This is a genomic window from Microbacterium sp. NPDC055442 (assembly GCF_053644215.1).
The window spans coordinates 504,185-530,757 of the sequence record NZ_JBSHLF010000003.1 but is presented as its reverse complement, the minus strand read 5'-3'; the positions used below and the strand labels follow the sequence as shown (position 1 = coordinate 530,757).

Genomic DNA, 26,573 nt, shown 5'->3' with positions numbered 1-26,573 from the left:
TGGAGGTCCGGGCCCAGGCTATCCGCGCTGGTCGAAGCGGCGGCCGGTGAGTTCGGACACGATGCGGGTGCGCTGCATGGCGGGCGTGCCGCCGGCGATCGCCCAGCCGTGGGAGTCGCGGTGGAGTCGCTCGAGCCCGTACTCCTCGGTGTACCCGTTGCCGCCGTGGACCTGGATGGCGAGATCGGTGACGCGCTTGGCCATCTCGTTGGCCGTGCACTTGGCCAGCGACACGTAGAGCGCGTTGGGGATGCCCTCGTCGGCGGTGGCCGCGGCGCGCTCGATCAGCAGGCGCGAGCCCTCGACCTGCAGCAGCATGTCGGCGAGCATCGTCTGGATCGTCTGGAACTCGATGATGTCCTTGCCGAACGCCTTGCGCTGCTGCGCGTAGGCGACGCTCTTCTCCAGCGCGGCCTGTCCGAGTGCGAGGCTCATCGTCGCATTGCCGAGACGTTCCACCGAGAAGACGCCGAAGAGCTTCTTGAAGTCGCCGGCGGGAACGACGATGTTCTCCTTCGGGACGACGACGTTGTCGAGGATGACATCGGCGGACGGGATGCCGCGGAAGCCCATGAGTCGCTCCGAGAGGCCGAAGCTGAGTCCGGGGGTGCCCTTCTCCACGACGACAGCGCCGATGCCCTTCGAGCCGGGCGCATCGGTGAGACGCGCGTAGACGAGGTAGAGATCGGCCTCGCCGCCATTGGAGATCCAGCGCTTCGTGCCGTTGAGGACGACGCCCCCGTCGGTCTCGCGCGCCGTCGTCTTCATGTCGGTCGCCGCGGAACCGGCATCCGGCTCACTGATGGCGACCGCCATCGTCCGCTCACCGCTGATGATGTCCGGCAGCCACCGCTCACGCTGCTCCGGGGTCGCCAGACGCGCGATGACCTGGGCGGGACCGGTGTTGGCCTCGAAGATCTGGAAGGCCGCCGGACGGCAGACCTTCGCGAACTCCTCGATCACGGCGAGCGCGTGAGAGAAGGGCGAACCGGATCCCCCGTACTGCTCCTCGTGGGCGATGCCCAGGAATCCGAGCTCACCCAGGGCCTTGCGCTGCTCGACCGTGATCGGCGTGCGTGTCACGTCCAGATCCTCGGCGATCGGCGCGTAGACATCGTGCGCGACCGCAGCCGCGAGCTTGCGAATCTCCTGCAATTCGTCAACCGTGATCATCGACATCGACATCACGCTCCTGCTCCGTAGTTTGTTGTCAGTTACCGTGAATCATGCCCACCAGGCGAATGATGCGCAAGGATTACGTTCTCAATAACTGTATATCATGATAAACAATTCCCATGACAATAGCCTCTAACCGCGATGTCGTCATCGTCGACGCCGTCCGCACGCCCATCGCGCGCGGAAAGGCCGGCGGGGCGCTCTCCGGCGTGCATCCCGTCGATCTGCTCGCCCAAACGCTGCAGCATCTCGTCGAGCGCAACGGCCTCGACCCCGCCACCGTCGACGACGTCCTGATCGGCTGCGTCTCGCAGACGGGCGAGCAGTCCGCGACCCCCGGCCGCATGGCGTGGCTGGCCGCCGGCTACCCGGCCCACGTCCCCGCCGCCACGATCGACCGCAAGTGCGGATCGAGCCAGCAGGCCGTCAGCTTCGCCGCGCAGGCGATCCTCGCCGACCACGCCGACATCATCATCGCGGGGGGCGTGGAGTCGATGAGCCGCGTGCCGATGGGCTCAGCGCGCGCCGGCGCAGACCCGTACGGTCAGGGGATCGCCGAGCGCTACGCGCCCGGCCTGACCTCGCAGGGCGTGTCGGCCGAACTCGTCGCGGAGAAATGGGGCATCTCGCGCGAAGAGATGGATGCGCTCGCGCTGAGCTCGCACCAGCGCGCCGCCGCGACGGACTTCTCCCGCGAGATCGTTCCCGTCATGACCCCGGACGGGCTCGTCACGCACGACAGCACGGTCCGCGCCGATACGACGCTCGAGCGTCTCGCGACCCTGGACACCGTCTTCCGCACCGACGACCTCGCCGCTCGCTTCCCCGATGTCGCCTGGGGTGTCACCGCGGGAAACTCCTCGCAGATCACCGACGGCGCGTCGGCCCTGCTCATCATGAGCGCCGAGCGCGCCGCCGCCCACGGCCGCATCCCCCGCGCGCGGGTGCACACGGTCACGGCGGTCGGCGATGACCCCCTGCTCATGCTGACCGCCCCGATCCCCGCGACGCACCTCGTGCTGCGGCGGGCCGGACTCACGATCGACGACATCGACCACATCGAGATCAATGAGGCCTTCGCCTCGGTCCCGCTCGCGTGGATGCGCGAGTTCGACGTGGACCCCGCGAAGGTGAACCCCCGGGGCGGCGCGATCGCGCTCGGGCACCCCCTCGGCGCGTCCGGTGCGCGCATCATGACCACGATGCTGCACGCCCTCGAGGACACGGGCGGCCGCTATGGGCTCCAGCTCATGTGCGAGGCGGGCGGCATGGCGAACGCCACCATCATCGAGCGGCTCGACGCAGGTCGCCGCATGGAAGGAGCATGACATGGATGTGAACGGCACATCGGCAGTGATCACGGGGGGAGCCTCGGGCCTCGGCCTGGCGACGGCTCAGGCCCTCGCAGCCAAGGGGGCGCACGTCGTGCTGCTCGACCTGCCCTCCTCGGCCGGCGAGGAGCGGGCGGCCGAGCTCGGCGGCACCTTCGCCCCCGCTGACGTGACCTCGCCCGAGCAGGTCGAAGCGGCGCTCGACGCCGCCGAAGCGGTCGCCCCGCTCCGCTCCCTCGTGCACTGCGCGGGACGCGGCGGCGCGCTGCGCCTGGTGGACCGCGACGGGAACCCGGGCGACCTCGAGCTGTACGAGACGGTCGTGCGGGTGAACCTCATCGGAACCTTCAATGTGCTGCGACTCGCCGCCGCGCGCATGGCGAAGAACGACCCGGTGGACGGCGAACGCGGCGTCTGCATCCTCACGGCATCGGTCGCCGCATGGGAAGGCCAGATCGGCCAGATCCCCTACGCCTCGGCCAAGGCCGGCATCGTCGGCATGACCCTCGTCGCGGCGCGCGACCTGGCGAGCAAGCTCATCCGCGTCGCGACGATCGCCCCGGGCACCTTCGACACCCCGATCCTCGCGAGGCTGTCGCAGGACGTGCGCGATTCGCTCGCCAAGACCGTTCCGCACCCCGCGCGGCTGGGGCATCCCGAGGAGTTCGCCTCGCTCGCAGCCCTCATGATCGAGAACCAGATGATCAACGGCGAGACGATCAGACTCGACGGCGCGATCCGGATGGCACCGCGATGACCGCGGAGCAGGCTGCAGCGGACGAGGTCCTGCTGCGCGAGGAGACCGACGGCGTCCTCGTCCTGACGATGAACCGGCCCGCGGCGCGAAACGCGATGTCCCTGGAGCTCGCGACGCGGCTCGCCGCCGCGTTCGAGGAGTTCGACGCGCGGCCCGAGTTGCGCGTCGCGGTGCTCACGGGAGCGGGCGGCACGTTCTGCGCCGGCATGGACCTCAAGGGCTTCTCCCGGGGCGAGATCCCCATCATCGAGGGGCGGGGGTTCGGCGGACTCGTCGAGCAGACGCCCGCCAAGCCCCTCATCGCGGCCGTCGAGGGCTGGGCCCTGGGCGGCGGGTTCGAACTCGCCCTGGCAAGCGACCTCATCGTCGCCGCCGACACGGCCACGTTCGGGCTGCCCGAGGTCAAGCGGGGCCTGACCGCGAACGCGGGGGGGCTCCTGCGCCTTCCGCGCCGCATCCCGTACCACCGGGCGATGGAGCTCATCCTCACCGGCAGGCCGCTTCCTGCCACCGAGGCGCAGGATCTGGGGCTCGTGACGACCGTCACCGCCGCGGGCGGCGCGCTGGATGCCGCGCGCGAACTCGCCGCCACGATCGCCGCCAACGCGCCGCTGGCCGTCGCGACCAGCAAGCGCATCATCCGCGAGTCGCCGGACTGGCCCGCGGACGAGATGTTCACGCGGCAGCACCCCATCGTCCAGCGCATCCGGGAGTCCGACGACGCGAAGGAAGGCGCCCGCGCCTTCGCCGAGAAGCGCTCGCCCGTCTGGACAGCATCCTGATCTGAGCGCACGAAGAAGGGCCCCGCCGAGGCGGGGCCCTTCTTCGTGCGTCAGTTCGCGGAGACGAGCGCCTCGCGGTCGTGCGTGTCCGGAGTGATCCCGTCCTTGCGCAGTTCCGCCTTCTGCACCTTCTCAGAAGGTGTCTTGGGCAGAGCCGACAGGATGCGGATGTAGCGGGGGACGGCGAACGCGGGCACCCGGCCGGCGGCGAACTCCCAGAGTTCGGTGACGTCGACGGGTCCGGACAGGACGAGGCACGCCATCACTTCGTCCTCGCCACCCTCGAACGCCGCCGGCACGGCGATGACGGCGCACTCCAGGACGGCAGGATGAGCGAGGATGCCCTGCTCGACCTCGTAGGAGCTGATGTTCTCCCCGCGGCGGCGCAGCGCATCCTTGTAGCGGTCGACGAAGTAGTACCAGCCGCCCTCGTCCTTGCGCAGCGCGTCGCCGGTGTGGAACCAGAGGTTCCGCCATGCTTCGACGGTCTTCTCGGGGGCGCCGTAGTAACCGGAGCTCAGCGTGAAGGGGTGCTTGGGGCGCACGACGAGCTCGCCGACCTCGCCGATGGGCACCTCGATGTCGGTCTCGGGATCCACCAGCTGCACGTCGAACCACTCCGACACCTGCAGCCCGGCCGCGCCCGGGGGGCGCTCCATCCCGTACGGGGACAGGATCGGCATCGACACCTCGGTCAGGCCGAAGACCTCGACGAAGGCCTCCACGCCGAACCGCTCGGCGAACCCTCCCGCGATCGAACTGGCCGTGGGGGCCGCGAAGATGCAGCGCAGGCTGTTGTCGGCATCGTTGTCGCGGACCGGCTGCTTCCAGACGAAGTCCATCATGACGCCGAGGAAGTTCGTGACCGTCACGCCGTTCTCACGGACCCAGTCGATCCAGCGAGAGGCACTGAATCGGCGGTACATGACGAAGCGGGCGCCCGCCACGAGGGCGGGGTAGGCCGCGAGCCACTGCGCATTGCCGTGGAAGAGCGGCGTGGTCACCATGTAGGTGTCTTCGGGAGTGAGCTGCGTGAGGTTCATGCATTCGACAGCGTCGAAGTAGAACTGCGCGTGCGGCATGGCGACGCCCTTGGAGGGACCTGTCGTGCCGCTCGTGAAGAAGATGGCGCCGAGGTCGCGCGCCGTGACGTCGGGCAGTTCGACATCGCGCCGAACGCGCAGATCGTCGAAGGACTCCGCCTCCCACCCTGCTTCGCGCAGCACGGCGAGCGCGCTGTCGAGCTCTCCGTCGTCGATCACCCAGAACTTCTCGACGCCGCCGCACGCGTCCTTGACCGGGGGGAAGCGGTGCGCGAAGGTCGAATCGACGACGACCCAGCGCGGCTCGGACGTGCGGACCTGGTGGGCCAGGAAGTCCAGTTCGTAGGCCGTGTTGATCGGGACCTCGACGAGCCCGCCCACACCGGACCCGAACCAGCTCAGGACGAGTTCCGAGCTGTTCTTGGCCTGGATCAGGACACGGTCGCCGTACGCGCCGCCGGCCGCGTAGATCGTCGTCGCGAAGGCCTCCGCGGCGGCGAGCGTCTCGGCGAAGGTCAACTCGACCCCCTCCTCGGGCGCAACGAGATACGTGCTGTCGGGGCGCACGGACGCCTGGTGGCGCAGCACCTTCTGGATGCTCCAGTCCTCGGGGTTCGAGAACGGGATAGTCAGTCCGGGGTACGTCTTCATCGATTCTCCTGGGCTCGCCCGCTACCTTGCGGTGTTCACAGTCGTCAAAATACCATGATTTCCATAATCATAGTTTTGCGACGACGGGAGCATCAATGCCAGGTCCCCTGCAGGGCATCCGGGTCCTCGAGATGGCGGGCCTCGGTCCGATCCCGCACGCCGGCATGCTCCTGGCGGACCTCGGTGCCGACGTCGTGCGCGTCGCCCGCCCCACCGGCAGCGCGATGGCAGAGCTCGCGGGGGATGTCGACCCCGTGCTGCGTAGCCGCACCCACACCCGCGTCGACCTGAAGAGCCCGGACGGCATCCGCGAGCTGGGCGAGCTCATCGCGCGCGCGGACGTCCTCATCGAAGGCTTCCGTCCCGGTGTGATGGAACGGCTCGGCTTCGGCCCCGACGCCGTCGCCGAGCTCAATCCGCGCCTCGTGTACGGCCGCATGACCGGGTGGGGCCGGGAGGGTCCGCGCTCGGCCGAGGCCGGGCACGACCTGAACTATCTCGCCGTGACGGGCATCCTGCACGCGATCGGACACCCCGGCACACCGCCCCCCGTACCGCTCACACTGCTCGGCGACTACGCCGGAGGCTCGCTCCCCCTCGCACTGGGAATCGTCAGCGCCCTCGTCGAGCGCGCATCATCCGGACGCGGCCAGGTCGTCGACATGGCGATGGTGGACGGGATCGGCATGGTCGCGCAGAAGATCTGGGCACTGCGGGGCGTCGGCCGCTGGTCGGATGAGCGAGGCGCGAACCTGCTCGACGGCGGCGCCCCCTTCTACGCCACCTACCGCTGCGCCGACGGTCGCTTCGTCGCCATCGGCGCGATCGAGCGCAAGTTCTTCGCGGAACTGGTGGCGCTGCTCGAAATCGATCCCGCGCCCCTGGCCGATCAGTACGACCCCGCGGGCTGGGCGGCATGGCGCGACGCCATCGGAGAGGCGCTCGCGTCGCGCCCGCGTGACGAGTGGGCCGCGCGCGCGGCGGGCACCGACGCCTGCGTCACTCCCGTGCTGACCTTCGCGGAGGCCCTCGAGGATGCGCACGCGCGGGAACGCGGCGCCTTCGTCGGCACGCAGACTCCGCTGGCGGCGCCGACCCCGCAGTTCTCGCGCTCCACACTCGACGCACCCACGCGCCCCGATGAGCCCGGGATCTCCCCGCGCGCCGTCGCGCAGCGGTGGGCCTAGCACCATGACATCGACACCGAGAGAAGGTTCACCCGTGAGCATCCAGCCTTTCCAGGAAGCATTCCTGTGCGCGTCCACGATCGACGGCGCATCACTCATGGACCGCATGGACAGCGCGCACGCCGCCGGCTACGACGGCATCGGGCTGCGACCGGGCCATGTGGCCCGCGCACTGCAGGAGGGCATGACGATCCCCTCGATCCGCAGCGCCTTCGCCGAGCGCTCCCTCGAGCTCTTCGAGATCGGCTTCCTCTCGGATTGGTGGCTCCCCGACGGCGCCAACGACAAGTCGCTCGCCCACGAGGCCTCGCTGTTCCGCCTCAAGGAGGCGCTCGGCGGGCGCCACATGATGGTGATCGGCGGTCCGCTCGATGCGGGTCTGGACACCGTCGCGGAGAGGTTCGCGGGCGTCTGCCGACGCGCGGCGGAGCACGGCCTGCGGGTCGCTCTGGAGTTCCTCCCCTGGACGGACACCCGCACGGTGCAGGACGCGTGGCGCATCGTCGAAGCCGCCGGGGAGCCCAACGGCGGCGTCGTCATCGACACGTGGCACTTCTTCCGCGGGGGCAGCACGCTGGAGCAGCTCGCCGAGCTTCCCGGCGACCGGATTCCGGTGATCCAGCTCAGCGACGGGCCGCTGGATGCGCGCGGGACCGAGCTGGAGGACACCTTCCACCGTCGCCGCCTTCCCGGCGCGGGCGAGTTCGACCTCGCGGCACTGCTGTCGGCTCTCGCGGAGAAGTCCGTGACCGCGCCGATCGGGATGGAAGTGCTCTCGGACGAGCTGCGCCCTCTGGAGACCCGCGTCGTGGCCGAGAAGACCCGCGCCGCACTGACGGGGCTCCTGGCCTCACTCTGAGCGAGGGCCGGAGTCCACCGCCAGCACGATCCTCCCGCGCACGCGACGAGATTCGATGTCGCGCAGGGCCTCTGCGGCCTGTTCCAGCGGCCGCACGAGGACGGGGCTCGGGAGGATCCGTCCCTCCTGGACCCATCGCATGATGTCGGCCCACTGGCTCTGGGCGTACCCCGGGTTCGCGCGGGAGTACGGACCCCACGCGACGCCGCGCACATCGATGTTGTTGAGGAGCAGGCGGTTCAGGCGAACTGCGGGGATGGCCCCGCCCACATAGCCCACCGTCAGCAGCCGGCCGCCCGTGCGCAGCGACCGAAGGCCCTCGAGCACGACCTCCTCCGTGCCGACGACATCGAGGACGACCCCCACACCCGCACCGTCGGCGATCTCTCGCACCTGCGCGGCATCGACGCCGACGACGACCTCATCCGCACCGAACCCGCGCACGAACGCGGCGGAGTCGGGCGAGGACACCGCGGCGACGACCCGGGCCCCCATCGCCTTGGCCACCTGAACCGCGGCGCTGCCGACCGCGCCGGCGGCGCCCGTGACGAGAAGCCACTCACCGCGGCGCAGATCGGCACGACAACCGAGCGCGAAGTGCGCGGTGAGGAAGGACAGGGGCATCCCCGCCGCGTCGGCGAACCCGATTCCGGCGGGGAGCGCAAGCAGTCGCTCCGCCGGCACGAGCACGACCTCCGCCGCACCCCCGTGGGAGAGGGGCGCGGCCACGCGGTCTCCGGCACGGAGCCCCTGGGCGGGCGCGTCATCCAGCAGCGTTCCGGCGACGTCCACGCCCGTCACGAACGGCAGGTCGGGTCGCGCCTGATATTTCCCGTAGGACATCAGCAGATCAGGGTAGGAGAGTCCGACCGCACGGACGGCGACGCGAGACGCGCCCTCGGATGCAACGGGCACCGGAACATCGGCGACCTCGACGCCGGACGGCCCCGTCAGCCGGACGACGCGGGCCGCCCTCATTCGGACACTCCACGCATGAGTCGCACCAACCCCTTCTGATCACTATGATAATCATCAATTGATCCGGCCGCGCAGCCCTGACAAGCTCGGAACGCGGCCACCGGCGAGAGGACGACGAACCATGGCAGACATCGAAGTCGAAGACCGTGGCGGCGTCCGCTGGATCCGCATCAACCGCCCTGAGCGCCGCAACGCCTACGACCGCGAGATGGCCGCGGCGATGACCGAGGCGTTCATCACCGCCTCACCGTTCGAAGCCGTGGTCCTGACGGGCTCCGGCGGCTCCTTCTGCGCCGGCGGCTACCTCGCGAACCTGGAATCGGCCGACCCCGAGACGATCCGCGCGCTCTTCGCCAGCTCGCTGCGCCTGGTCGAAGCGATCCGCGATTGCCCGCGCCCCGTCATCGCCGCCGTCGACGGCCCCGCAGCCGGCGGCGGCAACGAACTGGTCATCGCGTGCGATTTCGCCATCGCGACACGCCGCTCGACCTTCGGCCAGACCGGACCCCGCGTGGGGTCGGCGCCCGTGCTCGGTGCGACGAACCTCCTGCCCATCCAGATCGGCGAGAAGCGCGCCAAGGAGATGGCGATGATGTGCCGCCGCTACTCCGCCGACCAGGCACTCTCCTGGGGACTGATCAACGAGGTGACCGAGGACGACGGACTGGAGGCCGCCGTCGAGCGCTGGCTCGCCGAGATCCACGAGCTGAGCCCCCGATCGCTGGAGATCGTCAAGGTGAGCTCGAACGTGTGGTGGAACGCCGCGGGTGACAACATGCGGTCGGGCCTCGCGATGCTCGTCCAGGCCATCGGCGGGCACGACATGGTCGAGGGCGCTCGCGCGTTCCTCGAGAAGCGGAAGCCGAACTTCCGCGGAAAGGCCTAGGCCGTGTTGATCAAGTGGTTTCGCTCCCGGCTGGGTGAGTCTTGAACGGTGACGCGGCAGGAGATCTCTGACGATGTGTGGGCTGTGATGGAGCCGTTGATGCCGACGGTGACGGGGCGGTCGAGGCCGTGGACGGATCACCGGCTCGCTGTCGAGGGGATGGCGTGGAAGTACCGGACCGGGGCGCCGTGGCGGGATGTCCCGGAGCGGTTCGGGAAGTGGAACTCGATCTACAAGCGGTTCAACCGGTGGGCCGAGGACGGCACCTGGGCGAAGCTGCTGGCCGAGGTGCAGAAGCAGGCCGACGCCGCTGGCAAGATCGACTGGGTCGTCTCGATCGATTCCACGATTGCGCGTGTGCATCAGCACGGCGCGACACTCGCCCGGGACACAGGGGGCTCTGCCGAATCCCAAGAATCCATGGTTCGAGCCGCCTGATCACGGGATCGGCCGCTCTCGCGGCGGGCTGACGACCAAGCTGCACCTGGTCTGCGACGGTCGCGGTCGGCCGCTGGGGATGATGATCACCGGCGGGAACATCAACGACACCACGATGATGACCGCCGTGCTCGAGGACATCCGCGTGCCCCGCCACGGGAAGGGCCGGCCCCGCACCCGCCCCGACCGTGTGCTCGCCGACAAGGGCTACCCGTCGAAGGCGAACCGAGCCTGGCTGCGCGACCGCAGGATCGCGGCGACCATCCCAGAGCGCGACGACCAGATCGCACACCGCCGCAAGAAGCCGGGCCGTCCGATCGACTTCGGCGACCAGCAGCAGGAGCGCTACAAGGGCCGTAACGTCGTCGAACGCTGCTTCAACAAGCTCAAGCAGTGGCACGGCATCGCGATGCGCTCCGACAAACTCGTCCGCAGCTACCGCGCCGCCGTCAGCCTCGCCGCCACGCTGATCTGGATCAAATCAGACTTGATCAACACGGCCTAGCGACGAGTTCTGCCGCCCCTGCTGCCTACGCGCCGGACGAACCGAACCGCGTACTGCTAGACCCCGGGCGGACGCTGGACCACTTCGACGTGGAACCCGTCGGGATCCACGAAGTACACCGCGCTTCCGCCCGCGAGCACCCCGCTGGCGGCGACCACCGGGCTCGACGAGCGGGCGGAGTAGCCGGCGGCGACCATGCGGTCGAAGAGCGCGCCGAGGTCGTCCGTCTCCAGGGCGAAGTGGGCCGACGCGATATCCCATGGCCGGGATGACGCATCCACCCGATCCAGCCCCTCGACCTCGATCAGCTCGAGGATCTCCGGACCGCCGTCGAGACCCAGGAAGACGACGTCGCCGCTGGCGCCGCCGTCGGTTCCCCAGACAGCGGTCGCGGCAGGACTCAGCGATGCGCGCCGGCGGATCTGCATCCCCAGCCCATCACAGTAGAACGCGATGCTGCGTGACATGCTGGCCACCGCGAGCCCGACATGCCAGAACCTCAACTGCGCACCCATGCGAGCACGCCCGCACTCAGAGAACCGAGTGCGGCTGAAGCGCCCACGGCGCGATGCGTCCCGATGCCCGGTAGTCGTCGGGAAGGTCATCCGTCATGTCGAGAGAGGCAGCCATGCGGCCGAAACCCACGAACAGCGCGACGTTGAAGCAGATCTCCATGATCTCGGGCTCCGAGAAGTGGCGGCGCAGCTCATCGAACACCGCGTCGTCGATCGCGAGATGATCCGTCGCGAGGAGATCGGCGTACCGCAGCGCGGCGCGCTCCGCCTCGGTGACGTCCGCGGCCTCCTCGGGTCGCTCCAGCGAGCAGACGACGCCCTCTGCGAGCGGCTCCTCCGAGCCGACGGAGTAGCGCAGCGACATGCAGCTGCGGCACTGATTGTGAAAGGCTACGCGCAGGCGGAGCATCTCCATGAGACGGCCGCTGATCGTCGATTCACGCATGAGCGTGTCGGCGAACTGTCGGAACGGCCCGGCAAGGCGGGGGGCGTTGGCGTAGACGCGCTGTCGCAGCGGCGCGTCCGCTCCGAACAGCGGCTCGTACACCTCTGCGGATGCGGGTTTAATCCGGCTCATCAGGGTCCTTTCGTCCTTGAATGACTCCTGCTAACTTCATGACAACTATTAGCATGCTTTTACGCATGGCGCCAGAACCCGACTGGCGCACCCGAAGGCAGCCAACGGAGGTTCCTTTTGTCCCACGCAGCAGACATCGCTCCCGCAACCCTGCGCAGCTTCGACAAGCTGTACATCGGCGGGTCCTGGACGGAGCCTTCCAGCGATGCCGTCATCGAGATCGTCTCCCCCATCACGGAGGAGGTCATCGCGACCACTCCGGCAGCGCAGCCTGGCGACATCGACCGCGCCGTCGCCGCGGCGCGCAAGGCGTTCGACCACGGCCCGTGGCCGCGCATGTCGCCCCAGGAGCGCGCGACGTACCTGGTGCGCATCCGCGAGGAGATCGCCCAGCGCGTGCCCGAGCTCGTCGACGCGTTCACCGCCGAGATCGGCGCCGCGCCGGGCGCCGCCGTCGCGTTCACGAACAACGCGCTGAAGATGTTCGACGACGCCTCGACGCTGGCCGATCGCTTCGCCTGGACCGAGGCCCGCTCGTGGGAGGGCGGCAGCGGCTACATCGTCCGCGAGCCGATCGGCGTCGTCGGCGTGATCATCCCTTGGAACGGCCCGGTCGCAACCGCCGCGCTCAAGATCGCACCCGCACTCGCCGCCGGGTGCACCGTCATCCTCAAGCCGGCCCCGGAGTGCGCCGTCGAGATCCTCATGCTCGCCGAGGCGATCGAGGCCGCGGGTCTGCCCGAAGGCGTCGTGAGCATCCTCCCCGCGCAGCGCGAAGAGTCCGAGCACCTGGTCACCCACCCCGCGGTCGACAAGATCACGTTCACGGGTTCGACGGCAGTCGGCCGCCGCCTCATGGCGCTGTGCGCCGAGCGCATCGCACGGGTGACGCTGGAGCTGGGCGGAAAGTCGGCGGGAATCATCGCGGACGACATCCCCCTCGAGGACTTCCTCGTCGGTCTCGCCTTCGCCGGCATCGGCCACAGCGGTCAGGTCTGCGCCGCGATCACCCGGATTCTCGTGCCGAGGGAGCGCCAGGAAGAGGTCGTCCAGGCACTGAAGACCGTCTACGAGTCGGTCAAGGTGGGCGACCCGCGTGAGCCCGACACGATCCTCGGCCCGCTCGTCTCCGCCCGCCAGCGCGAGCGTGTGCTGGAGTACGTCGAGATCGGCAAGGCGGAGGGCGCCCGCCTCGTCACCGGCGGCGCCGCGCCGGCCGATCTCCCGACGGGCTTCTACGTCCAGCCGACGCTCTTCGCCGATGTCACCCCCGACATGCGGATCGCGCAGGAGGAGATCTTCGGGCCCGTCGTGACGGTCATCCCGTTCGACTCGATCGATGAGGCCGTCGAGATCGCCAACGGCACGATCTACGGCCTGTCCGGCGCCGTCTACGCGCGCGACACAGCCCTGGCCGAGGACATCGCACGACGCGTGCGGACCGGCCAAATGTCGATCAACGCGTGGGACATGTGCGTGACGGAGCCGTTCGGCGGCTTCAAGCAGTCCGGACTCGGACGCGAAGGCAACGTCGAGGGCCTGTCGGGCTTCGTCGAGTCGAAGCTGATCCAGGGCGCATCGCTGCCCGCATGAGCGCCCCGGTGGCGGCGCCCCACGGGCGCCGCCACCATCCCCACGCCAGGAGCCCGATGACCTCCCCCGATCTCCAAGACCTCCGCGGCGCAAGGCTGGACCGGCGCGACCAGGAGGAACTCCTGCTCACGCAGTCCGAATGCACCCTCGTCTTTACGGACGAGGACGGCGCCCCCAGCGGCACGGTGCTGAGCTTCGCCTACGACGGCGACCTGCTCTGGCTGACCAGCGTGCAGGGGCGTGTGCACGTGCGCGCGATCCAGCGGGACCCGTCCGTCGGCATCGTCGTCTCGAACGCGGGCACGGCACTGCCCGGTCGGAAGATGCTCTCTCTGCGCGGAGTGGCGACACTGCACACCGAGACGGAAGCCGCCGAGCCGGCGCTTCGCAAGATCGCGGCCCGCCTGACGCCCGGCGCGGAAGAGGGCTTCCTCCACGCGCTCCGCGTTCCGGGCCGCGTCGCCATCAGCTTCCGCCCCACGAGGGTCGTCGCCAGCCACAACTCGCTTCGTCTGGCCGGTGACGGGCGCGGCGGGCGATGAGCCCGGCGTCTTGCGCACGCATCGAACGATGCATACTCTTATTTCTATAATCATAGATTGGGACGGCTTCATCATCGCTGGATGATCGCCCAAGGAGGAGAGATTCAATGAAGAGACTCGACGGCCGCATCGCCCTCATCACCGCTGCGGGCTCCGGGATGGGCCGCGCAGGCGCCCTCCGATTCGGGAGCGAAGGCGCCCACGTCCTCGTCACCGACCTCGACGAGCAGGCCGCGCAGGCCGTCGCCGACGAGATCATCGCCGCGGGCGGCACTGCCACGGCGCGCCGCCTCGACGTCAGCGACGTCTCGGCGATCCAGGACACGTTCACGTGGATCGAGAACGAGTTCGGGATCCTCCACGTCCTGTACAACCACGCCGGCATCCCGGGCGCGCCCGGCCTGGAGGTCACCCCCGAGCAGTACGAGAAGGCGATGGACATCAACCTGCGCAGCGCGTTCTTCGCGACGCAGTACGCCACGCCGCTGCTGCGCAAGGCCGCTCCGAAGGCATCCATCATCTTCACGTCGTCGACGTCGGGCCAGGTCGGCTCCCCGTTCAGCCCGCTGTACTCTCTCGCGAAGGGCGGCATCACGGTCTTCATGAAGGCCGTCGCCAAGCGCCTCGGCCCCGAGGGCATCCGCTCCAACGCCATCCTCCCCGCCATGATCGAGACGCCGATGCTCTCGGAGTTCTTCGGCCGCGAGGCCGGCGCCGACATCGAGGCCGTCAAGAACGACTTCGCCCGCAACGTGCCGCTGGGACGCGCCGGTTCGCCGGACGAGGTCGCCGCCGCCGCCGCGTTCCTCGCGAGCGATGATGCAAGCTGGATCACCGGGACCGCGCTCCCCCTGGACGGAGGCCTGCTGGCATGACGATCACGGCATTCGAAACCCTCGACAACCTGAGCGCCTCGGCACGGGCGCTCATTGAGGGCCCCCTCAACTGGATCGGCGGCGAATGGGAGGAGGGCCAGTCCTCCGAGATCAACACCGTCCTGAACCCCTCCACCGGCGGCGTGCTCCGCAGCGACCCGCACGCGACGCCCGATCAGGCCCGTCGCGCCGTGCGCGCAGCCCGCGAAGCCTTCGACAAGGGGCCGTGGGGCCGCTCGACGCCGGCGTATCGCGCCGCGGCGCTCAACCGCCTCGCCGACCTCATGGACGAGTACTACGACGAGCTCGTCGAGATCATCATCACCGAGGTGGGCACCCCCGTCGCGCTCGCGCGCGGGATGCAGGTCTCGATGCCCGTCGCGAACATCCGCTGGGCGGCCGATATGGCGCTCAAGGGACCCCGTGGCGGTTACGAGGAGCCGCTCCTGCCGAGCTTCCAGGCTCCTGCCTCCAGCTCCGTCCTCCAGCGCGTGCCCGCGGGCGTCGTCGCCGGCATCACGGGCTACAACTTCCCCATCAACTCCGTCGTGTGGAAGCTGGGCCCCGGCCTCGCCGCCGGCTGCACGCTCGTGTTCAAGTCGTCCGAGCGCACCCCGCTGTCCACGCGCGCTCTCATGAAGCTCGTCGAGATGGCCGACATCCCGATGGGCGTCGTCAACTTCGTCTCGGGACTGGGTGACGTCGGCGAGGTCCTCACAACGGATCCCGCCGTCGACATGGTCATGTTCACGGGCTCGCTCAAGGTGGGCAAGGCGATCCAGCGCGCCGCGGCCGAGACGACGAAGAAGACGATCCTCGAGCTCGGCGGCAAGTCGGCGAACATCCTGCTTCCCACCGTCTCGGACTTCGACGCGATCGTGGAGCCCTCCATCATGCGGTTCGCACGCAACTCCGGCCAGGGCTGCGGATCCACGACCCGCATGCTCGTTCCCCGCGCCCAGTACGACGACTTCGCCGGCAGCATCCAGCGCTTCGTCGGCAACCTCAAGGTCGGCCTGCCCTGGGATGAGGAGAACCACCTCGGACCGCTCATCCGCGAGGAGCAGCGTCAGTTCGTCGCAGGCTTCGTGGACCGCGCGGTCGACAGCGGGGCGGAGATCATCGCGGGCGGTGGCGCGACGGAGGGCCTGGACGGCTACTTCTACAACCCGACCGTCGTCGGCGCCGTGGACAACACGTGGGAGATCGCCCGCGAAGAGCTCTTCGGGCCCGTGGGCGTCCTCATCCCCTACGACACCGTCGAGGAGGCGATCGACATCGCCCACGACTCACCTTACGGACTCCACGCCGCCGTGTACGGAGACCCCACGGAGGCGTACGGCGTGGCCACGCGACTGCGCACGGGAGCCGTGTCGATCAACGGCGGCGGCTACATGCGCCCGGACGCACCCTGGGGCGGCTTCAAGCTGTCGGGCTATGGACGGGAGATGGGAGCCGACGGCTTCCAGGAGTTCTTCCAGGTCAAGCACATCCAGTGGCCCATCCGCTGAGCCCTTCCTCCTGAACGCACGAGGGGCCGTCCGCTTCGGCGGACGGCCCCTCGTGCGTTCGTTCCGTTCGGGTGGGACAGCACGGGGCCGCCCGCTCTCGCGGGCGGCCCCGTGCTGACGGATCAGTAGGACTTCGGAAGCGACAGCCCCGCCATCGCGATCTGGTTCAGCGCGAGCTCGCGCGCCACCGGGGCGGTCTTGAGCAGGCGCAGATACCCGAAGCGATCGAACAGCAGGGTCTCGTCGGTGAAGCCGCTGCCGCCGAAGGTCTGCAGCGCCGCGTCGGCGGCCTTCAGCCCCGCGTCGCAGGCCTTCACCTTGGCCATGTTGCACTCCAGGCCCGCGTTCTCGCCCGACATGTACTTGTCGGCGCCGCGCTCGATGAGCGCCCAGGCTGCCTCCAGCTCGATGAGCGCTTCGGCCAGCGGGTGCTGCACGGCCTGATACTGCCCGATCGGCACGTCGAAGACCACGCGCTGACGCGCGTACTCCGTCGCCTTCGCCAGACACCAGCGGCCGATCCCGACCGCCTGCGCCGCGACGATGAGGCGCTCGGGGTTCAACCCGTCGAAGAGCGCCCGTCCGCCGGCGCCGGAAGCACCGATGAGGGCGTCCTCCCCCAGCAGCACATCATCGAAGAACAGCGTCCACTGCTTCTCCGGCACCGGCGCCATGACGCCGACCTCGTGCATCTGGATGCCCTCGTGCGGGAGCGGGATGGAGAACAGCGAGAAGCCGCCGCTGTCCGCGTCGCGGGCGACGAGGAGCATGACGTCGGAATCATCCACGGCGGAGATGTAGGTCTTCTGGCCCGTGATCCGCCAACCGCCGTCCTCGCGGGTGGCCTTGGTCGACATGTTCGCCGAGTTCGATCCCGATTCGGGCTCGGTCAGCGCGAAGCAGAACCGCAGCGAGCCGTCGCCGATGGCGGGGAGCCAGCGCGCCTTCTGCTCCTCGGAGCCGTGTCGGAGGATGACGGCGCCGGACACGGCCGTCGAGATCGTCAGCTTGCCGGCGGGGTATCCGCCCGCCGCGAGACGCTCCGCGACGAGCAGCATGTCCTTGATCGTGCCGACACCGCCGTACTCGGGAGACAGCGAGACGGCGGCGAGGCCCAGTTCACAGACCTCGTTCCAGTGATCCCGCGCCGCGTCCAGGTCGGCGTACTTCTTGCCCTCGTACTTGGCGCCGAGCCCGAACGCGAGATCGGCGAGCGACGCGAGGTCCTCGCGGTCGATCGGCTCGAAGGTCACGCCGAGGGCGGTCATGCCTGCACCTCGAGCGCGACGGCGTCTCCCTGGCCCAGCCCGCCGCAGATGGAGGCGACGCCGCGCCCGCCGCCCTTCTCCGCGAGACCTCTCGCGAGGGTCAGCAGGATGCGGGCGCCCGAAGCCCCCGGCGGGTGCCCCATCGCCACGGCGCCGCCGTTGACGTTCAGCCGTCCCAGGATCCAGCCTTCGGTCGCGGCGTCGCCCTCGGCGAGGACGCGCGCCGAGGTCAGCGGCACGGCGGCGAACGCCTCGTTGATCTCGAACCGGTCCACGTCCCGCAGATTCCAGCCCGCCGATTTCAGGGCGAGGCGGATCGCATCGGCCGGAGCGACGGGGATCTCACGCGGGGCGCGTGCGGCGCTTCCCGTTCCGGTCAGTGTGGCCAGCGCCGTCAGACCGCGCTCCTCGACCCAGCTTCGTCGCGCGAGCACGAGGTAGCAGCCGCCGGAATCCTGCCCCGGCGCATTCCCGGCCGTCACGATCGGGCCGCCGAAGATGGTCTTCAGGCTCGCGAGCTTCTCGATCGTCGTGTCGGGGCGGGGCCCCTCATCCTGATCGAGACTGCCGCGGTCACTCACGTAGGGCACGATCTCGCCGTCGAAGAAGCCGCGCGCCTTCGCCTCGAAGTAGGTCTGGTGGCTGCGAAGGGCGAACTCGTCCGATTCCCCGCGGGTGATCCCGTGCTCGGCTGCGACCTCGCCGGCGTCGACCGCGACGGGCTTCCCGCCGATATCGGCACCGGGCTCGGCCATCGGGTCCTTGAGCGTGGGGCCGCCGCGGCGGATGCCCCACCGGATCGCGGGGTTCATCAGGAACGCCGCCCGACCCATGTTGTCGGCACCGCCCACGAGAACGACGTCGCTCTGGCCGCTCTGGATCGCGCGCGCCCCCAGCTGGACGGCCGTCATCGACGAGCAGCATGCCCGGTCGATCGTGAGGGAGAGCCGGTCCTCGGGGATCCCCGCCCGAAGCATCGCCACGCGGGCCGGGATCGATCCCTCCAGCGCCTCTTCAGCGGGGATCGTCACGCCGTTGTACACCTCGTCGACGTCGCTGGGCGAGATGCCCGCAGCTTCCATGGCCTTGACCATCGCGAAGGTCGCGAGGTCCACGCTCGGCACATCGCGAAGCGCGCCGCCGAACCTGCTGAACGGGGTACGTGCGCCCGCAACGAGCATCACATCATCGGGTGACATCGCCATCACTGCTCCCTCTTGTTGGGGTCCATCGCCGCCCACTCGCGCGCGGAGCGCGAGATGTCGGCCGAAAGCTCGAGTTCGGACAGGATGCTCTCGGCATCACCGCCGACGACAGGGTGGGCCGCCCTTCCGGGCGTCCACGGTCGTGCCATGCGGATGGGGCTGCCCACCTGCAGGGCGTCTGGGGATCCCGGCACCGGGACGAACATCCCGCGCGCCTGGAACTGCGGATCGACCAACGCCTCGGCGAAGGTCTGGACCGGTGTCACGCAGGTCTCGCGGCCCTCGAGCAGCTGCACCCACGCGGCGAGATCCCGCGAGGCGACGAGGTCGGCGACCTCGCCGATCGCCGCGGGGTCCGTCCGGCGGGCGAGCAGATCGGGGCGACCGGCCGCGTCGACGAACTCGGCCCAGAACTGCGGCTCGAGCGCGGCGACAGCGAGGTATCGGCCATCGGCGCAGCGGTACACGCCGTAGGACGGCACCGCGCCGGTGACGGCGGTCGAGGCCGGAGCGTGGCTGCGACCGTCGGCGAGCCAGGAGGAGACGTGCATCCCCATCGCCCACAGCGCGGCATCCGCGAGTCCGACTTCGACCTTGGCTCCCGGGCCTCCGCCGCGAACCGACCACAGCGCCGCGAGGAGCCCCACGGCGCCGGCGAGCCCGCCGATGAGGTCGGCCGACTGGATGCCGGACAGCTGCGGGCCGCCGTCGGCGGAGCCGCTGAAGTGCAGCGCGCCACTGTAGGCCAGGTAGTTCAGATCATGGCTCGGATCGCCGTCGCGAGGCCCGCCCGATCCGTATCCGTTGACGGAGCAGTACACGAGCCTTTCGTTGACGGCACGCAGCTGCTCGTACCCGACGCCGAGCCGCTCGGCCACTCCGGGACGGAACGATTCCAGGACGGCGTCGCTGCGGCCGACGAGCGCGCGGACGATCTCGAGGCCGTGGGGATGCTTGAGATCGACGGCGACGGACTCCTTGCCGCGGTCGATGAACGCGTGCCCGGCCGAAGCACCACCGGGGAGGCGCCCCCCGTACTCGCGCGCCTCCTCGCCCGTGCCGGGCCGCTCGATCTTGATGACGCGTGCGCCGAGGTCCGCAAGCATCTGGCTGAGCACGCCCACCGGCAGCATCCTGCTGAGGTCGACGACGGTGAGTCCTTCGAGGGGGCGCATCAGCGGTGACTGAATTCCGGCGTGCGCTTCTCGAGGAAGGCGGAGAAGCCTTCCTGGAAGTCCTCGGATGCGGCCACGACCAGGAACGCCTCGCGCTCCGCGTCCAGGGCCCCACCGAAGTCCTCGCGTGTGATCCGCTTGATCGTCTGCACGGCTCCGCGCGGGTTGCGGGCGATCTTGGTCGCGAGCGCCATGGCCTCGTCGACGACGGTGCCGGGTTCGGTCACCCGGTTGACGATGCCGAGGTGCTCCGCGCGCGCGGCGTCGATGACCGAGCCGAGGAACATGAGCTCCCGCGCCGCCGAGACACCGATCCGCCGGGGAAGGCGCTGCGTGCCGCCGCCCGCGGGGATCAGGCCCAGCCGAACCTCGGTGAGCCCGAACTTGGCCGTCGGCTCGGAGAGGATGAGGTCGGCCGTCAGTGCGATCTCGAGCCCGCCGCCGACCGCACTGGCCTGCACGGCGGCGATGACCGGCTGGGGGAGGTCCGCCCAGGCAGCGAGCACGCCGCCTGCCCAGCGCGAGTGGGTCGCCATCCCGCCCTCCTTCGTGCGGATGGCTTCGAACTCGCTGATGTCGGCACCCGCCATGAAGGCCTTGTCACCGCCGCCCGTGAGGACGATCGCGCGCACGGACGTGTCGGAGTCCAGTGCCGCCGCGGCCTGCGACAGCCCGGTGAGGACGTCGCTTCCCATCGCATTGACCGGCGGGTAGTCCACGACGACCAGCGCGACGCCGTCGCGCTTGGTGACGGACACCGGTCCGAACTCCAAGGCTCGTTCTTCGGCCACTTCAACCTCCACAGTTCACGACGCGACATCGGTGCGTCTTCCTAGGAATCTAGGGAGCCTCTCGACCCTTGTCAACCAACTGGTTGGTATTTTCCAGCGTGCCCGCAGCTCAATCGCGCGGCAGCCCCAGGACCCGCTCGCCCACGAGATTGCGCAGGATGTTGTCGGTCCCGCCGGCGATGGAGAAGGCCTCCGCGGCGAGAACGCGCTTCAGGATGACGCCTGTCTCGCTTCCGGGCCGCCACGCGGCCGCAGCGGGGCCGAGAAGCCGGACCGCGAGCGCTCCGGCATCCTGCATCGTCCGCGTCATGAGCGCCTTGGCGACCGCGCCCGTCTCGGAGACGAGGGGCCGGCGATGCGCATCGCCGCTGATGTACTCGAAGTACGCGCGCAGGCGCACCTCGGCGAGCACCTGCTCTGCCAACTCCGCCTGCGTGAGGGGATCCTCGTCGCGCCCGGAAGCCGCGGCGAGGGCGAACAGGTCCTCGAGCGACACCCGGGAGACGGCACTGGCTCCCATCGCCATCCGCTCGTGCATCAGCACGAGACGGGCCACGCGCCACCCCTCGTCGAGCTCGCCGATGATGTTCTCACGCGGAACCCGCACACCGTCGAGGAAGACCTCGTTGAAGTCGGACTCTCCCGTCATCTGCCGAAGCGGGCGCACCTCGACCCCCGCGCTGGTCATCGGGACGATGAACATCGTGAGCCCTCGATGCTTGGGGGCACTCGGATCCGTGCGGGCCAGCAGCAGCCCGAAGTCGCACAGGTGCGCGTTCGATGTCCACACCTTCTGGCCCGTCACGACGAAGTCGTCGCCGTCGGCGACCGCGGTGGTCCTCGCCGCTGCCATGTCGGAGCCGGATCCCGGCTCCGAGAAGAGCTCGCACCACACTTCTTCGCCGCGCAGCAGCGGCGGGATCAGGCGCGCGCGCTGCTCCTCGGTGCCGAGTTCGAGGATCGCCGGTCCGATCATCCCGATACCGATGCGGAACAGCTTGTCCTCACCGGCGGCCGTGCTCCGGGTCTCTTCGGAGAAGATGTCGTCGTGGGCCGCCGTGAGCCCCGCCCCGCCGTAGCGGGGCGGATAGGAGATGCCCGCGAAGCCGGCGTCGTACAGCCGACGCTGGTACCGTTTGGCCGCGTCGATGCCCTCCGCCGTCGTGCTCGACGGCCCGGGCCGGACATCCGGCGCCTGCCCTGCGGCAATCGCATCTGTCAGCCACGCGCGAGCGCGCAGGCGGAATTCGGCGGTGTCCTCGGCGACATCCTCCGCGCCGGGCACCGGCGCGGCATCCTCCTTCGCCGGACCCGTCGTGCGCACGAGCGACGCGAGCCGCCCCAGCCGGAGCGAGCGCGGCCCCGCCGCCCCCGTCTCGGCGAGCGCCCGGCGGTAGAAGAGATGCGCATCATGCTCCCACGTGAAGCCGATTCCGCCGTGGATCTGGATGGCCTGCTCACTCGTCCGCACGAACGCATCGCCCGCGATGAGCGACGCCGCGAGCACGGCGGTCTCGACGCGTGACGGATCCGCCCCGGCCGCCGCCAGCCGCGTCGCCTCCGAGACGGCCGCCGTCGCGGCATCGTCGTCGATGAACAGCTCAGCGAGCGCGTGCTTGACGGCCTGGAAGCCGGCGATCGGCCGGCCGAACTGCTCGCGGACCTTGGCGTACTCCGTCGTCACCTCGAGGATGCGTCCCGAAGCACCCAGCGCTTCCGCTGCACGCAGGAGGGCCACCTTCGCCTGCGCGGCGCGCACGGCAGCGCGCGCATCGGGCCCCGGGTCCAGACGCGCGGCCTCGACCTCGCGCAGAGTCAGGAGCCCCACCCGGCGAGTGAGATCCAGCACCACGGCGCTGCTGCGCTCGACGGCCGCGCCCGCGGGGTCCACCCGGAAGACGCCGAGACCTGCACCGGTGTCGGCGACGACATAGACGACCTCGCAGGCCGCCAGGTACTCGACGGGGAGCTCTTCCGCACTCAGGCGCCACGCCTCGCCGTCCCACCGCGCCGTCACGGCGTCATCCCGAAGGCTCGCCGCCACGATCCGGGAGCCCGCCACCGCGTCGGCCAGCTCCGCACCGGCGCGCTCACCGAGCAGGAGTCCGGCAGCCCACAGCGAGAGGTACGGCCCGCCGTAGAGCACCCGGCCCGCCTGCTCGGCGACGATCGAGGCGGCCATCAGGTCACCCGGCTCGCCGCCGTCCTCGGATGGCAGCAGCAGGGATCCGCCGCCGAGCTCTTGACAGAAGCGCGCCCAGACGCGGAGGTCGAAGCCCTCGCCCTCCGATTCGATGTGGTCTCTGAGGCTCCTCAGCGGCGCTTCTCGGGCGAAGAACGCCCGCGAGCCGGCAGCGATCTCGTCATACATGGCGCGGTCCTCGTCTCAGGTGGGCCGGAGCCGGGTTCAGACCCGCTGGATGAGGGTCGCCGTGCCGAAGCCTCCGCCGCAGCACATCGTGACGAGCCCGAACTCCTTGTCGCGCCGCTCGAGCTCGTGCAGAAGCGTCGTGATCAGCCGCGCGCCGCTCGCACCCAGGGGATGCCCCAGGGCGATCGCCCCGCCGTTGACGTTGACGCGCTCAGGGTCCGGCTCGATCTCGTGCTGCCACGCGAGCACGATCGCGGCGAACGCCTCGTTGCACTCGAACAGGTCGATGTCGTCCACCGTCATGCCGTTGCGCTCGAGGATCCGCTGGGTCGCGGGGATCGGGCCCTCCAGCATCAGGACAGGGTCGCAGCCGACGGTGATCGCGTCACGGATGACGGCGCGCGGAGCGAGCCCGAGTGCGCGGACACGATCCAGTTCGCCCACGAGGACGGCGGCCGCCCCGTCGGAGATCTGCGACGAGCTGCCCGCCGTGATCCGCCCGTCGGGACGGAAGACGGGTGCCAGCTGCGCCAGATCCGCCACGTTCGTCCCGGGCCGGATGCCCTGGTCGGCCTCGACGAGGCCATGCGTCGTCGCGAAAGGCGTGATCTCCCTGTCGAAGCGCCCCTCATCCCGCGCGGCGGCGGCGAGCCGGTGCGACCGGGCCGAGAACTCGTCCATCTCCGTCCGGGTGACGCCGTACTTCTCGGCCACCCGCTCGGCCGCCTCGCCCTGATTGACCAGGGGGAAATGCTCGAGGAGCTGCTCGGTGAACGGGCTCCCCCAGGTCTTCTGGATCTCCGGGCCGGCAGCGAACGGGATGCGCCCCATGTGCTCGGCACCCGCACCGATGACGAGGTCCCCTGCTCCTGAGGCGATGAGGCTCGCGGCCGAGTTCACCGCCTGCTGGGAGGAGCCGCACGCGCGGTCGACCGTGGTCGCAGGCGTCTGGACGGGAAGGTTCTCGTGCAGCCAGGCGAGGCGGGCGACGTTGGCGGACTGCACGCCGAAGGGCTGCCCGCAGCCCGCGATGACATCGTCGACCCCCGCGGGGTCGATCCCGACCTGCTCGAGCAGACCCGTGTACGCGCGACCGAGCAGCGCGACGGGGTGCTCGTCCCGGTACATCCCGACGTCCAGTCGCCCCCGCCCGATGGGCAGCCGTGTCGCGCCCACGATCGTCGCGGTCCGGCCTGTGAGTCCAGCCATGTGCACCTCTTCTCAGCGGCACCGGGCGCTCGCCCGGTGGAATGATCAATCGGAAGTCGGAATGAGGTGCACGGGCGGGGCATCCCCGAGACGACCCGCCGGGATCGGCGCGTAGTCCGGACGCTCCTTGCCCAGGCGCGACCCGATCTGCACGAAGTCCCGCCCCGTCAGCGCCTGCTGCGTGATGTCGGCATCGTCGTCGAAGGCCTCCCAGAACGAGGAGCCGGCTGCGCGCTGCACCTGCCACTTCATGACACCCATCGAGACGGCCGAGCCGTTCTCGATCAGGCCGCGCGCGTACTCCCGCGCGGCCTCGGCGAGCACGCTCGACGAGCGCACGTGATCGACGACGCCGAGTCGGCGCGCCTGCACCCCGTCGAACGTTCGCGACGTGAACAGGAGGTCCATCGCACGCGAGGGGCCGACGAGATTCGTCAGCAGCCATGCCAGCCCCTGCTCGGCGACGAGCCCTCGTCTCGCGAAGCCGGTTCCGAACGTGGCGTCGGCGGCGGCGAAGCGGATGTCGCACGCCAACGCGAAGACGAGTCCGATGCCCGCGCAGGGCCCGTTGACGACGCCGATGACGGGCTTGGGGATCGTCCGCGCAATGAGCAGCTCGCGCTCGGGCATCGTCACCTCGTCACCGTCGCCGAGCCCTTCGAGCACGCTGAAGTCCGCGCCCGCGCAGAATCCGCGCCCTGCCCCGGTCAGGATGATGACGCGGACGTCGTCACGGTCGGCCGCTTCGGCCAGTCGCGCGGGCAGCGCGCGCTGCATCTCGCCGTTCATCGCGTTCAGGCGCGCGGGACGGTTGAGGGTGATCGTCGCGATGCCGTCGGCGACATCGAGAAGGACGGTCTCCTCGGACGGCGGCGGCGCGTCTGCCGCTGATGCTCGGGTGTGCACGACATCCTCCACGTCGGTGTGGTCTGTTCGTCACGGCACCCCGCATCTCACCGGGCACCGATCTCGTCGAAGACTAACCAACCAAAAGGTTGGTTGGCAAGCGCAGATACGCCGCCGCCCCTGGACCGGACGGTCGGGATCGGGTCAGCGAAGGCTCGCCATCGCGTACTCCGACATCTTGGCGACGACGTCCTCGCGAGTGAGCTCGCCACCGGGCCGGAACCAGTAGAAGATCCAGTTGCTCATGCCGAAGATGGCGCGCGAGGCGAAGGACGGCTCGACACCGTCGCGCAGCAGTCCGGCATCCGCGGCGACACGGATGAGTGCCCGGAACTCGTGGTCGTACTCCTCCTGCGCGTGCCGGATCTCCTTCGAGTGCACCTCGCTGAGCGAGCGGAAGTCCCGGATGAAGACCTCGGAATAGGTGACATTGCCCATCGTGCAGCGCATGTGGCCTTCCACGAAGGACCGGATGGCCGCGAGCGGGTCATCGGTGATGCTGCGCCACTCCGAGTTCCCCTGGATGATGCGCTCGTGATTGCGCTGGATGATCGCGAAGAGCAGGTCCTCTTTGGTGTCGATGTAGTAGTACAGGCTCCCCTTGAGGATCCCGACCTTGTCCGCGATCTGCTGCAGACTCGTCGCGTCGTATCCGTTCGTGCGGAACAGGTCGGCGGCGGTGTCGATGAGGATCTCGTAGCGGTCGAACCGCCGCCCTTCGCGCGCACCGCCCTTGCGCTCAGCGGCGCCTTCAGTGCTCTTCGTGCGACCAGCCATGTGGTTCACCCTCCATCGTGCGGCATCGTGCCGGTGACTCCCGACTCTGCCCGCTTCGTGTACGACCGTGCAATCACGAACTCCCGATGCGCCGCCGCACACCACAGCCTCGGCTCCGAAAGTGGCCGCCGGCCGTGCTGTCGATCATAAGTCGACGAAAAGACGTCGAAGCAACTCCTCCTTCTCTGGTAACGATTAGCATCGACCGCACAGCTGGGGCCCTACGCCCCCGACGGGCGAAGGAGCCGCGCATGACACTCATCGACGAACAGGACTCTCCGCACGGCGGACCGGAGGCCTCCGGCACGGGCCCCCGCAAGGTGATGGTCCTCCTGACCAAGCGGGCGGATCTGACCCGCGAGCAGTTCATCCGCTACTACGAGGACCACCACGTGCCGCTCGTCCGCCGGCTTCTCCCCTCCATCGGCGAGTACCGGCGCAACTATCTCGACACGACTACGGGGGCGCGTCAGACCCCGCCGCCGGACCTCGGGTTCGATGTCGTGACCGAACTGTGGTTCGAAGACGACGCCGCGTGGGAGAAGTTCCGCAGCGACCTGCAGTCGCCGGAGGTCACCGCCGTCCTCGCCGAAGACGAAGCCAACTTCCTCGACCGGACGAGGAACTGCTCGGTGGGCGTGGACGTCTACCCGCGCTGAGACGTC

The 26,573-nt window shown here is 69.6% G+C and carries 25 protein-coding genes; 12 read left to right on the top strand and 13 right to left on the bottom strand.

The genetic code is table 11. The features are described 5' to 3' along the window. Positions 1 to 18 precede the first annotated feature (18 nt). Positions 19 to 1,179 (bottom strand): acyl-CoA dehydrogenase family protein, encoded by a 1,161-nt coding sequence (locus ACWIBS_RS09795; RefSeq protein WP_376130994.1) that lies wholly within the window; start codon positions 1,177 to 1,179, stop codon positions 19 to 21. 116 nt (positions 1,180 to 1,295) lie between these two features. Here ACWIBS_RS09795 and ACWIBS_RS09790 point away from each other — a divergent pair, with 116 nt between their 5' ends. Genes ACWIBS_RS09790 through ACWIBS_RS09780 form a run of 3 tightly spaced genes read left to right on the top strand, consistent with a single transcriptional unit; the run spans position 1,296 to position 4,046 of the window. Continuing rightward, complete coding sequence (locus ACWIBS_RS09790; protein ID WP_376130997.1) at positions 1,296 to 2,504, top strand: thiolase family protein; 1,209 nt, start codon at positions 1,296 to 1,298, stop codon at positions 2,502 to 2,504. Between the two features lies 1 nt (position 2,505). Then, positions 2,506 to 3,264, top strand: coding sequence for an SDR family NAD(P)-dependent oxidoreductase (locus tag ACWIBS_RS09785; protein WP_376131000.1), 759 nt, complete (start codon positions 2,506 to 2,508; stop codon positions 3,262 to 3,264). Beyond that, positions 3,261 to 4,046, top strand: coding sequence for a crotonase/enoyl-CoA hydratase family protein (locus tag ACWIBS_RS09780; RefSeq protein ID WP_376131003.1), 786 nt, complete (start codon positions 3,261 to 3,263; stop codon positions 4,044 to 4,046). The genes ACWIBS_RS09785 and ACWIBS_RS09780 overlap by 4 nt, the downstream gene beginning before the upstream one ends. A 50-nt stretch (positions 4,047 to 4,096) precedes the next feature. Here the strand turns inward: ACWIBS_RS09780 and ACWIBS_RS09775 are convergent, their stop codons facing one another. Continuing rightward, entirely contained in the window at positions 4,097 to 5,740 is a 1,644-nt protein-coding gene (locus ACWIBS_RS09775; RefSeq protein ID WP_376131006.1) for an AMP-binding protein, read from the bottom strand. 95 nt (positions 5,741 to 5,835) lie between these two features. Between ACWIBS_RS09775 and ACWIBS_RS09770 the strand changes: the two genes are divergently transcribed. Both ACWIBS_RS09770 and ACWIBS_RS09765 read left to right on the top strand, forming a co-directional pair. Beyond that, complete coding sequence (locus tag ACWIBS_RS09770; protein WP_376131009.1) at positions 5,836 to 6,927, top strand: CaiB/BaiF CoA transferase family protein; 1,092 nt, start codon at positions 5,836 to 5,838, stop codon at positions 6,925 to 6,927. Between the two features lie 34 nt (positions 6,928 to 6,961). Continuing rightward, entirely contained in the window at positions 6,962 to 7,786 is an 825-nt protein-coding gene (locus tag ACWIBS_RS09765; protein WP_376131012.1) for a sugar phosphate isomerase/epimerase family protein, read from the top strand. Here ACWIBS_RS09765 and ACWIBS_RS09760 read toward each other — a convergent pair. Then, positions 7,778 to 8,764, bottom strand: a complete 987-nt coding sequence (locus ACWIBS_RS09760; RefSeq protein WP_376131014.1) for an NADPH:quinone oxidoreductase family protein — start codon at positions 8,762 to 8,764, stop codon at positions 7,778 to 7,780. The two genes, ACWIBS_RS09765 and ACWIBS_RS09760, sit on opposite strands and share 9 nt — an antisense overlap. A 121-nt stretch (positions 8,765 to 8,885) precedes the next feature. Between ACWIBS_RS09760 and ACWIBS_RS09755 the strand changes: the two genes are divergently transcribed. Then, entirely contained in the window at positions 8,886 to 9,650 is a 765-nt protein-coding gene (locus tag ACWIBS_RS09755) for an enoyl-CoA hydratase/isomerase family protein (RefSeq protein WP_376131017.1), read from the top strand. An 87-nt stretch (positions 9,651 to 9,737) separates the two neighbouring features. Then, positions 9,738 to 10,593, top strand: a protein-coding gene (locus ACWIBS_RS09750) for an IS5 family transposase (RefSeq protein ID WP_376131037.1) whose coding sequence is annotated in 2 segments (ribosomal slippage) — positions 9,738 to 10,055 and positions 10,057 to 10,593 — 855 coding nt in all. Because the reading frame shifts where the segments join, the coding sequence is not laid out codon by codon here. 56 nt (positions 10,594 to 10,649) lie between these two features. Here ACWIBS_RS09750 and ACWIBS_RS09745 read toward each other — a convergent pair. Both ACWIBS_RS09745 and ACWIBS_RS09740 read right to left on the bottom strand, forming a co-directional pair. Further along, positions 10,650 to 11,108 carry a VOC family protein gene (locus ACWIBS_RS09745; protein WP_454136886.1) on the bottom strand — a complete coding sequence of 153 codons (459 nt, stop codon included), beginning with the start codon at positions 11,106 to 11,108 and terminating at the stop codon, positions 10,650 to 10,652. Positions 11,109 to 11,124: 16 nt separating this feature from the next. Then, a complete protein-coding gene (locus ACWIBS_RS09740) occupies positions 11,125 to 11,685 on the bottom strand; it encodes a carboxymuconolactone decarboxylase family protein (RefSeq protein WP_376131023.1) in 561 nt (186 codons plus the stop codon). Between the two features lie 117 nt (positions 11,686 to 11,802). Between ACWIBS_RS09740 and ACWIBS_RS09735 the strand changes: the two genes are divergently transcribed. The 4 genes from ACWIBS_RS09735 to ACWIBS_RS09720 all read left to right on the top strand — a co-directional run bounded on the left by ACWIBS_RS09735 (position 11,803) and on the right by ACWIBS_RS09720 (position 16,206). Further along, positions 11,803 to 13,278, top strand: a complete 1,476-nt coding sequence (locus ACWIBS_RS09735) for an aldehyde dehydrogenase (protein WP_376131026.1) — start codon at positions 11,803 to 11,805, stop codon at positions 13,276 to 13,278. A gap of 56 nt (positions 13,279 to 13,334) precedes the next feature. Further along, complete coding sequence (locus ACWIBS_RS09730; protein WP_376131029.1) at positions 13,335 to 13,820, top strand: pyridoxamine 5'-phosphate oxidase family protein; 486 nt, start codon at positions 13,335 to 13,337, stop codon at positions 13,818 to 13,820. A 107-nt stretch (positions 13,821 to 13,927) separates the two neighbouring features. Next, positions 13,928 to 14,695, top strand: a complete 768-nt coding sequence (locus ACWIBS_RS09725; RefSeq protein WP_376131032.1) for an SDR family NAD(P)-dependent oxidoreductase — start codon at positions 13,928 to 13,930, stop codon at positions 14,693 to 14,695. Next, positions 14,692 to 16,206, top strand: coding sequence for an aldehyde dehydrogenase family protein (locus tag ACWIBS_RS09720; RefSeq protein ID WP_376131035.1), 1,515 nt, complete (start codon positions 14,692 to 14,694; stop codon positions 16,204 to 16,206). The genes ACWIBS_RS09725 and ACWIBS_RS09720 overlap by 4 nt, the downstream gene beginning before the upstream one ends. Before the next feature lie 122 nt (positions 16,207 to 16,328). On the opposite strand, the gene ACWIBS_RS09715 is transcribed toward ACWIBS_RS09720, so the two are convergent. From ACWIBS_RS09715 to ACWIBS_RS09680, 8 genes are all read right to left on the bottom strand, one after another. After that, complete coding sequence (locus ACWIBS_RS09715) at positions 16,329 to 17,474, bottom strand: acyl-CoA dehydrogenase family protein (RefSeq protein ID WP_376131068.1); 1,146 nt, start codon at positions 17,472 to 17,474, stop codon at positions 16,329 to 16,331. Further along, positions 17,471 to 18,679: a thiolase family protein gene (locus tag ACWIBS_RS09710; protein ID WP_376131070.1), complete on the bottom strand. Its 1,209-nt coding sequence runs from the start codon at positions 18,677 to 18,679 to the stop codon at positions 17,471 to 17,473. Before ACWIBS_RS09710 ends, ACWIBS_RS09715 begins: the two co-directional genes overlap by 4 nt. After that, positions 18,679 to 19,854, bottom strand: coding sequence for a CaiB/BaiF CoA transferase family protein (locus tag ACWIBS_RS09705; protein WP_376131073.1), 1,176 nt, complete (start codon positions 19,852 to 19,854; stop codon positions 18,679 to 18,681). Before ACWIBS_RS09705 ends, ACWIBS_RS09710 begins: the two co-directional genes overlap by 1 nt. After that, positions 19,854 to 20,645 (bottom strand): enoyl-CoA hydratase/isomerase family protein, encoded by a 792-nt coding sequence (locus ACWIBS_RS09700; RefSeq protein ID WP_376131075.1) that lies wholly within the window; start codon positions 20,643 to 20,645, stop codon positions 19,854 to 19,856. The genes ACWIBS_RS09705 and ACWIBS_RS09700 overlap by 1 nt, the downstream gene beginning before the upstream one ends. A 109-nt stretch (positions 20,646 to 20,754) precedes the next feature. Next, positions 20,755 to 23,016 carry an acyl-CoA dehydrogenase family protein gene (locus ACWIBS_RS09695; RefSeq protein ID WP_376131078.1) on the bottom strand — a complete coding sequence of 754 codons (2,262 nt, stop codon included), beginning with the start codon at positions 23,014 to 23,016 and terminating at the stop codon, positions 20,755 to 20,757. A gap of 36 nt (positions 23,017 to 23,052) precedes the next feature. After that, complete coding sequence (locus tag ACWIBS_RS09690) at positions 23,053 to 24,225, bottom strand: thiolase family protein (RefSeq protein WP_376131081.1); 1,173 nt, start codon at positions 24,223 to 24,225, stop codon at positions 23,053 to 23,055. Between the two features lie 45 nt (positions 24,226 to 24,270). Then, positions 24,271 to 25,143 (bottom strand): enoyl-CoA hydratase-related protein, encoded by an 873-nt coding sequence (locus ACWIBS_RS09685; protein ID WP_454136880.1) that lies wholly within the window; start codon positions 25,141 to 25,143, stop codon positions 24,271 to 24,273. A gap of 132 nt (positions 25,144 to 25,275) precedes the next feature. Continuing rightward, positions 25,276 to 25,908: a TetR/AcrR family transcriptional regulator gene (locus ACWIBS_RS09680; protein WP_376131087.1), complete on the bottom strand. Its 633-nt coding sequence runs from the start codon at positions 25,906 to 25,908 to the stop codon at positions 25,276 to 25,278. 251 nt (positions 25,909 to 26,159) lie between these two features. Between ACWIBS_RS09680 and ACWIBS_RS09675 the strand changes: the two genes are divergently transcribed. Further along, positions 26,160 to 26,567, top strand: coding sequence for an EthD domain-containing protein (locus ACWIBS_RS09675; RefSeq protein WP_376131090.1), 408 nt, complete (start codon positions 26,160 to 26,162; stop codon positions 26,565 to 26,567). Positions 26,568 to 26,573 lie beyond the last annotated feature (6 nt).

Coding starts and splice junctions, on each gene's coding strand:
- ACWIBS_RS09740 (WP_376131023.1), bottom strand. CDS start 11,685: ATGAGCCGGATTAAACCCGCATCCGCAGAGGTGTACGAGCCGCTGTTC.
- ACWIBS_RS09755 (WP_376131017.1), top strand. CDS start 8,886: ATGGCAGACATCGAAGTCGAAGACCGTGGCGGCGTCCGCTGGATCCGC.
- ACWIBS_RS09725 (WP_376131032.1), top strand. CDS start 13,928: ATGAAGAGACTCGACGGCCGCATCGCCCTCATCACCGCTGCGGGCTCC.
- ACWIBS_RS09790 (WP_376130997.1), top strand. CDS start 1,296: ATGACAATAGCCTCTAACCGCGATGTCGTCATCGTCGACGCCGTCCGC.
- ACWIBS_RS09710 (WP_376131070.1), bottom strand. CDS start 18,679: ATGGCGATGTCACCCGATGATGTGATGCTCGTTGCGGGCGCACGTACC.
- ACWIBS_RS09795 (WP_376130994.1), bottom strand. CDS start 1,179: ATGTCGATGATCACGGTTGACGAATTGCAGGAGATTCGCAAGCTCGCG.
- ACWIBS_RS09785 (WP_376131000.1), top strand. CDS start 2,506: ATGGATGTGAACGGCACATCGGCAGTGATCACGGGGGGAGCCTCGGGC.
- ACWIBS_RS09780 (WP_376131003.1), top strand. CDS start 3,261: ATGACCGCGGAGCAGGCTGCAGCGGACGAGGTCCTGCTGCGCGAGGAG.
- ACWIBS_RS09715 (WP_376131068.1), bottom strand. CDS start 17,474: ATGACCGCCCTCGGCGTGACCTTCGAGCCGATCGACCGCGAGGACCTC.
- ACWIBS_RS09720 (WP_376131035.1), top strand. CDS start 14,692: ATGACGATCACGGCATTCGAAACCCTCGACAACCTGAGCGCCTCGGCA.
- ACWIBS_RS09705 (WP_376131073.1), bottom strand. CDS start 19,854: ATGCGCCCCCTCGAAGGACTCACCGTCGTCGACCTCAGCAGGATGCTG.
- ACWIBS_RS09730 (WP_376131029.1), top strand. CDS start 13,335: ATGACCTCCCCCGATCTCCAAGACCTCCGCGGCGCAAGGCTGGACCGG.
- ACWIBS_RS09760 (WP_376131014.1), bottom strand. CDS start 8,764: ATGAGGGCGGCCCGCGTCGTCCGGCTGACGGGGCCGTCCGGCGTCGAG.
- ACWIBS_RS09770 (WP_376131009.1), top strand. CDS start 5,836: ATGCCAGGTCCCCTGCAGGGCATCCGGGTCCTCGAGATGGCGGGCCTC.
- ACWIBS_RS09695 (WP_376131078.1), bottom strand. CDS start 23,016: ATGTATGACGAGATCGCTGCCGGCTCGCGGGCGTTCTTCGCCCGAGAA.
- ACWIBS_RS09745 (WP_454136886.1), bottom strand. CDS start 11,108: ATGGGTGCGCAGTTGAGGTTCTGGCATGTCGGGCTCGCGGTGGCCAGC.
- ACWIBS_RS09690 (WP_376131081.1), bottom strand. CDS start 24,225: ATGGCTGGACTCACAGGCCGGACCGCGACGATCGTGGGCGCGACACGG.
- ACWIBS_RS09680 (WP_376131087.1), bottom strand. CDS start 25,908: ATGGCTGGTCGCACGAAGAGCACTGAAGGCGCCGCTGAGCGCAAGGGC.
- ACWIBS_RS09675 (WP_376131090.1), top strand. CDS start 26,160: ATGACACTCATCGACGAACAGGACTCTCCGCACGGCGGACCGGAGGCC.
- ACWIBS_RS09775 (WP_376131006.1), bottom strand. CDS start 5,740: ATGAAGACGTACCCCGGACTGACTATCCCGTTCTCGAACCCCGAGGAC.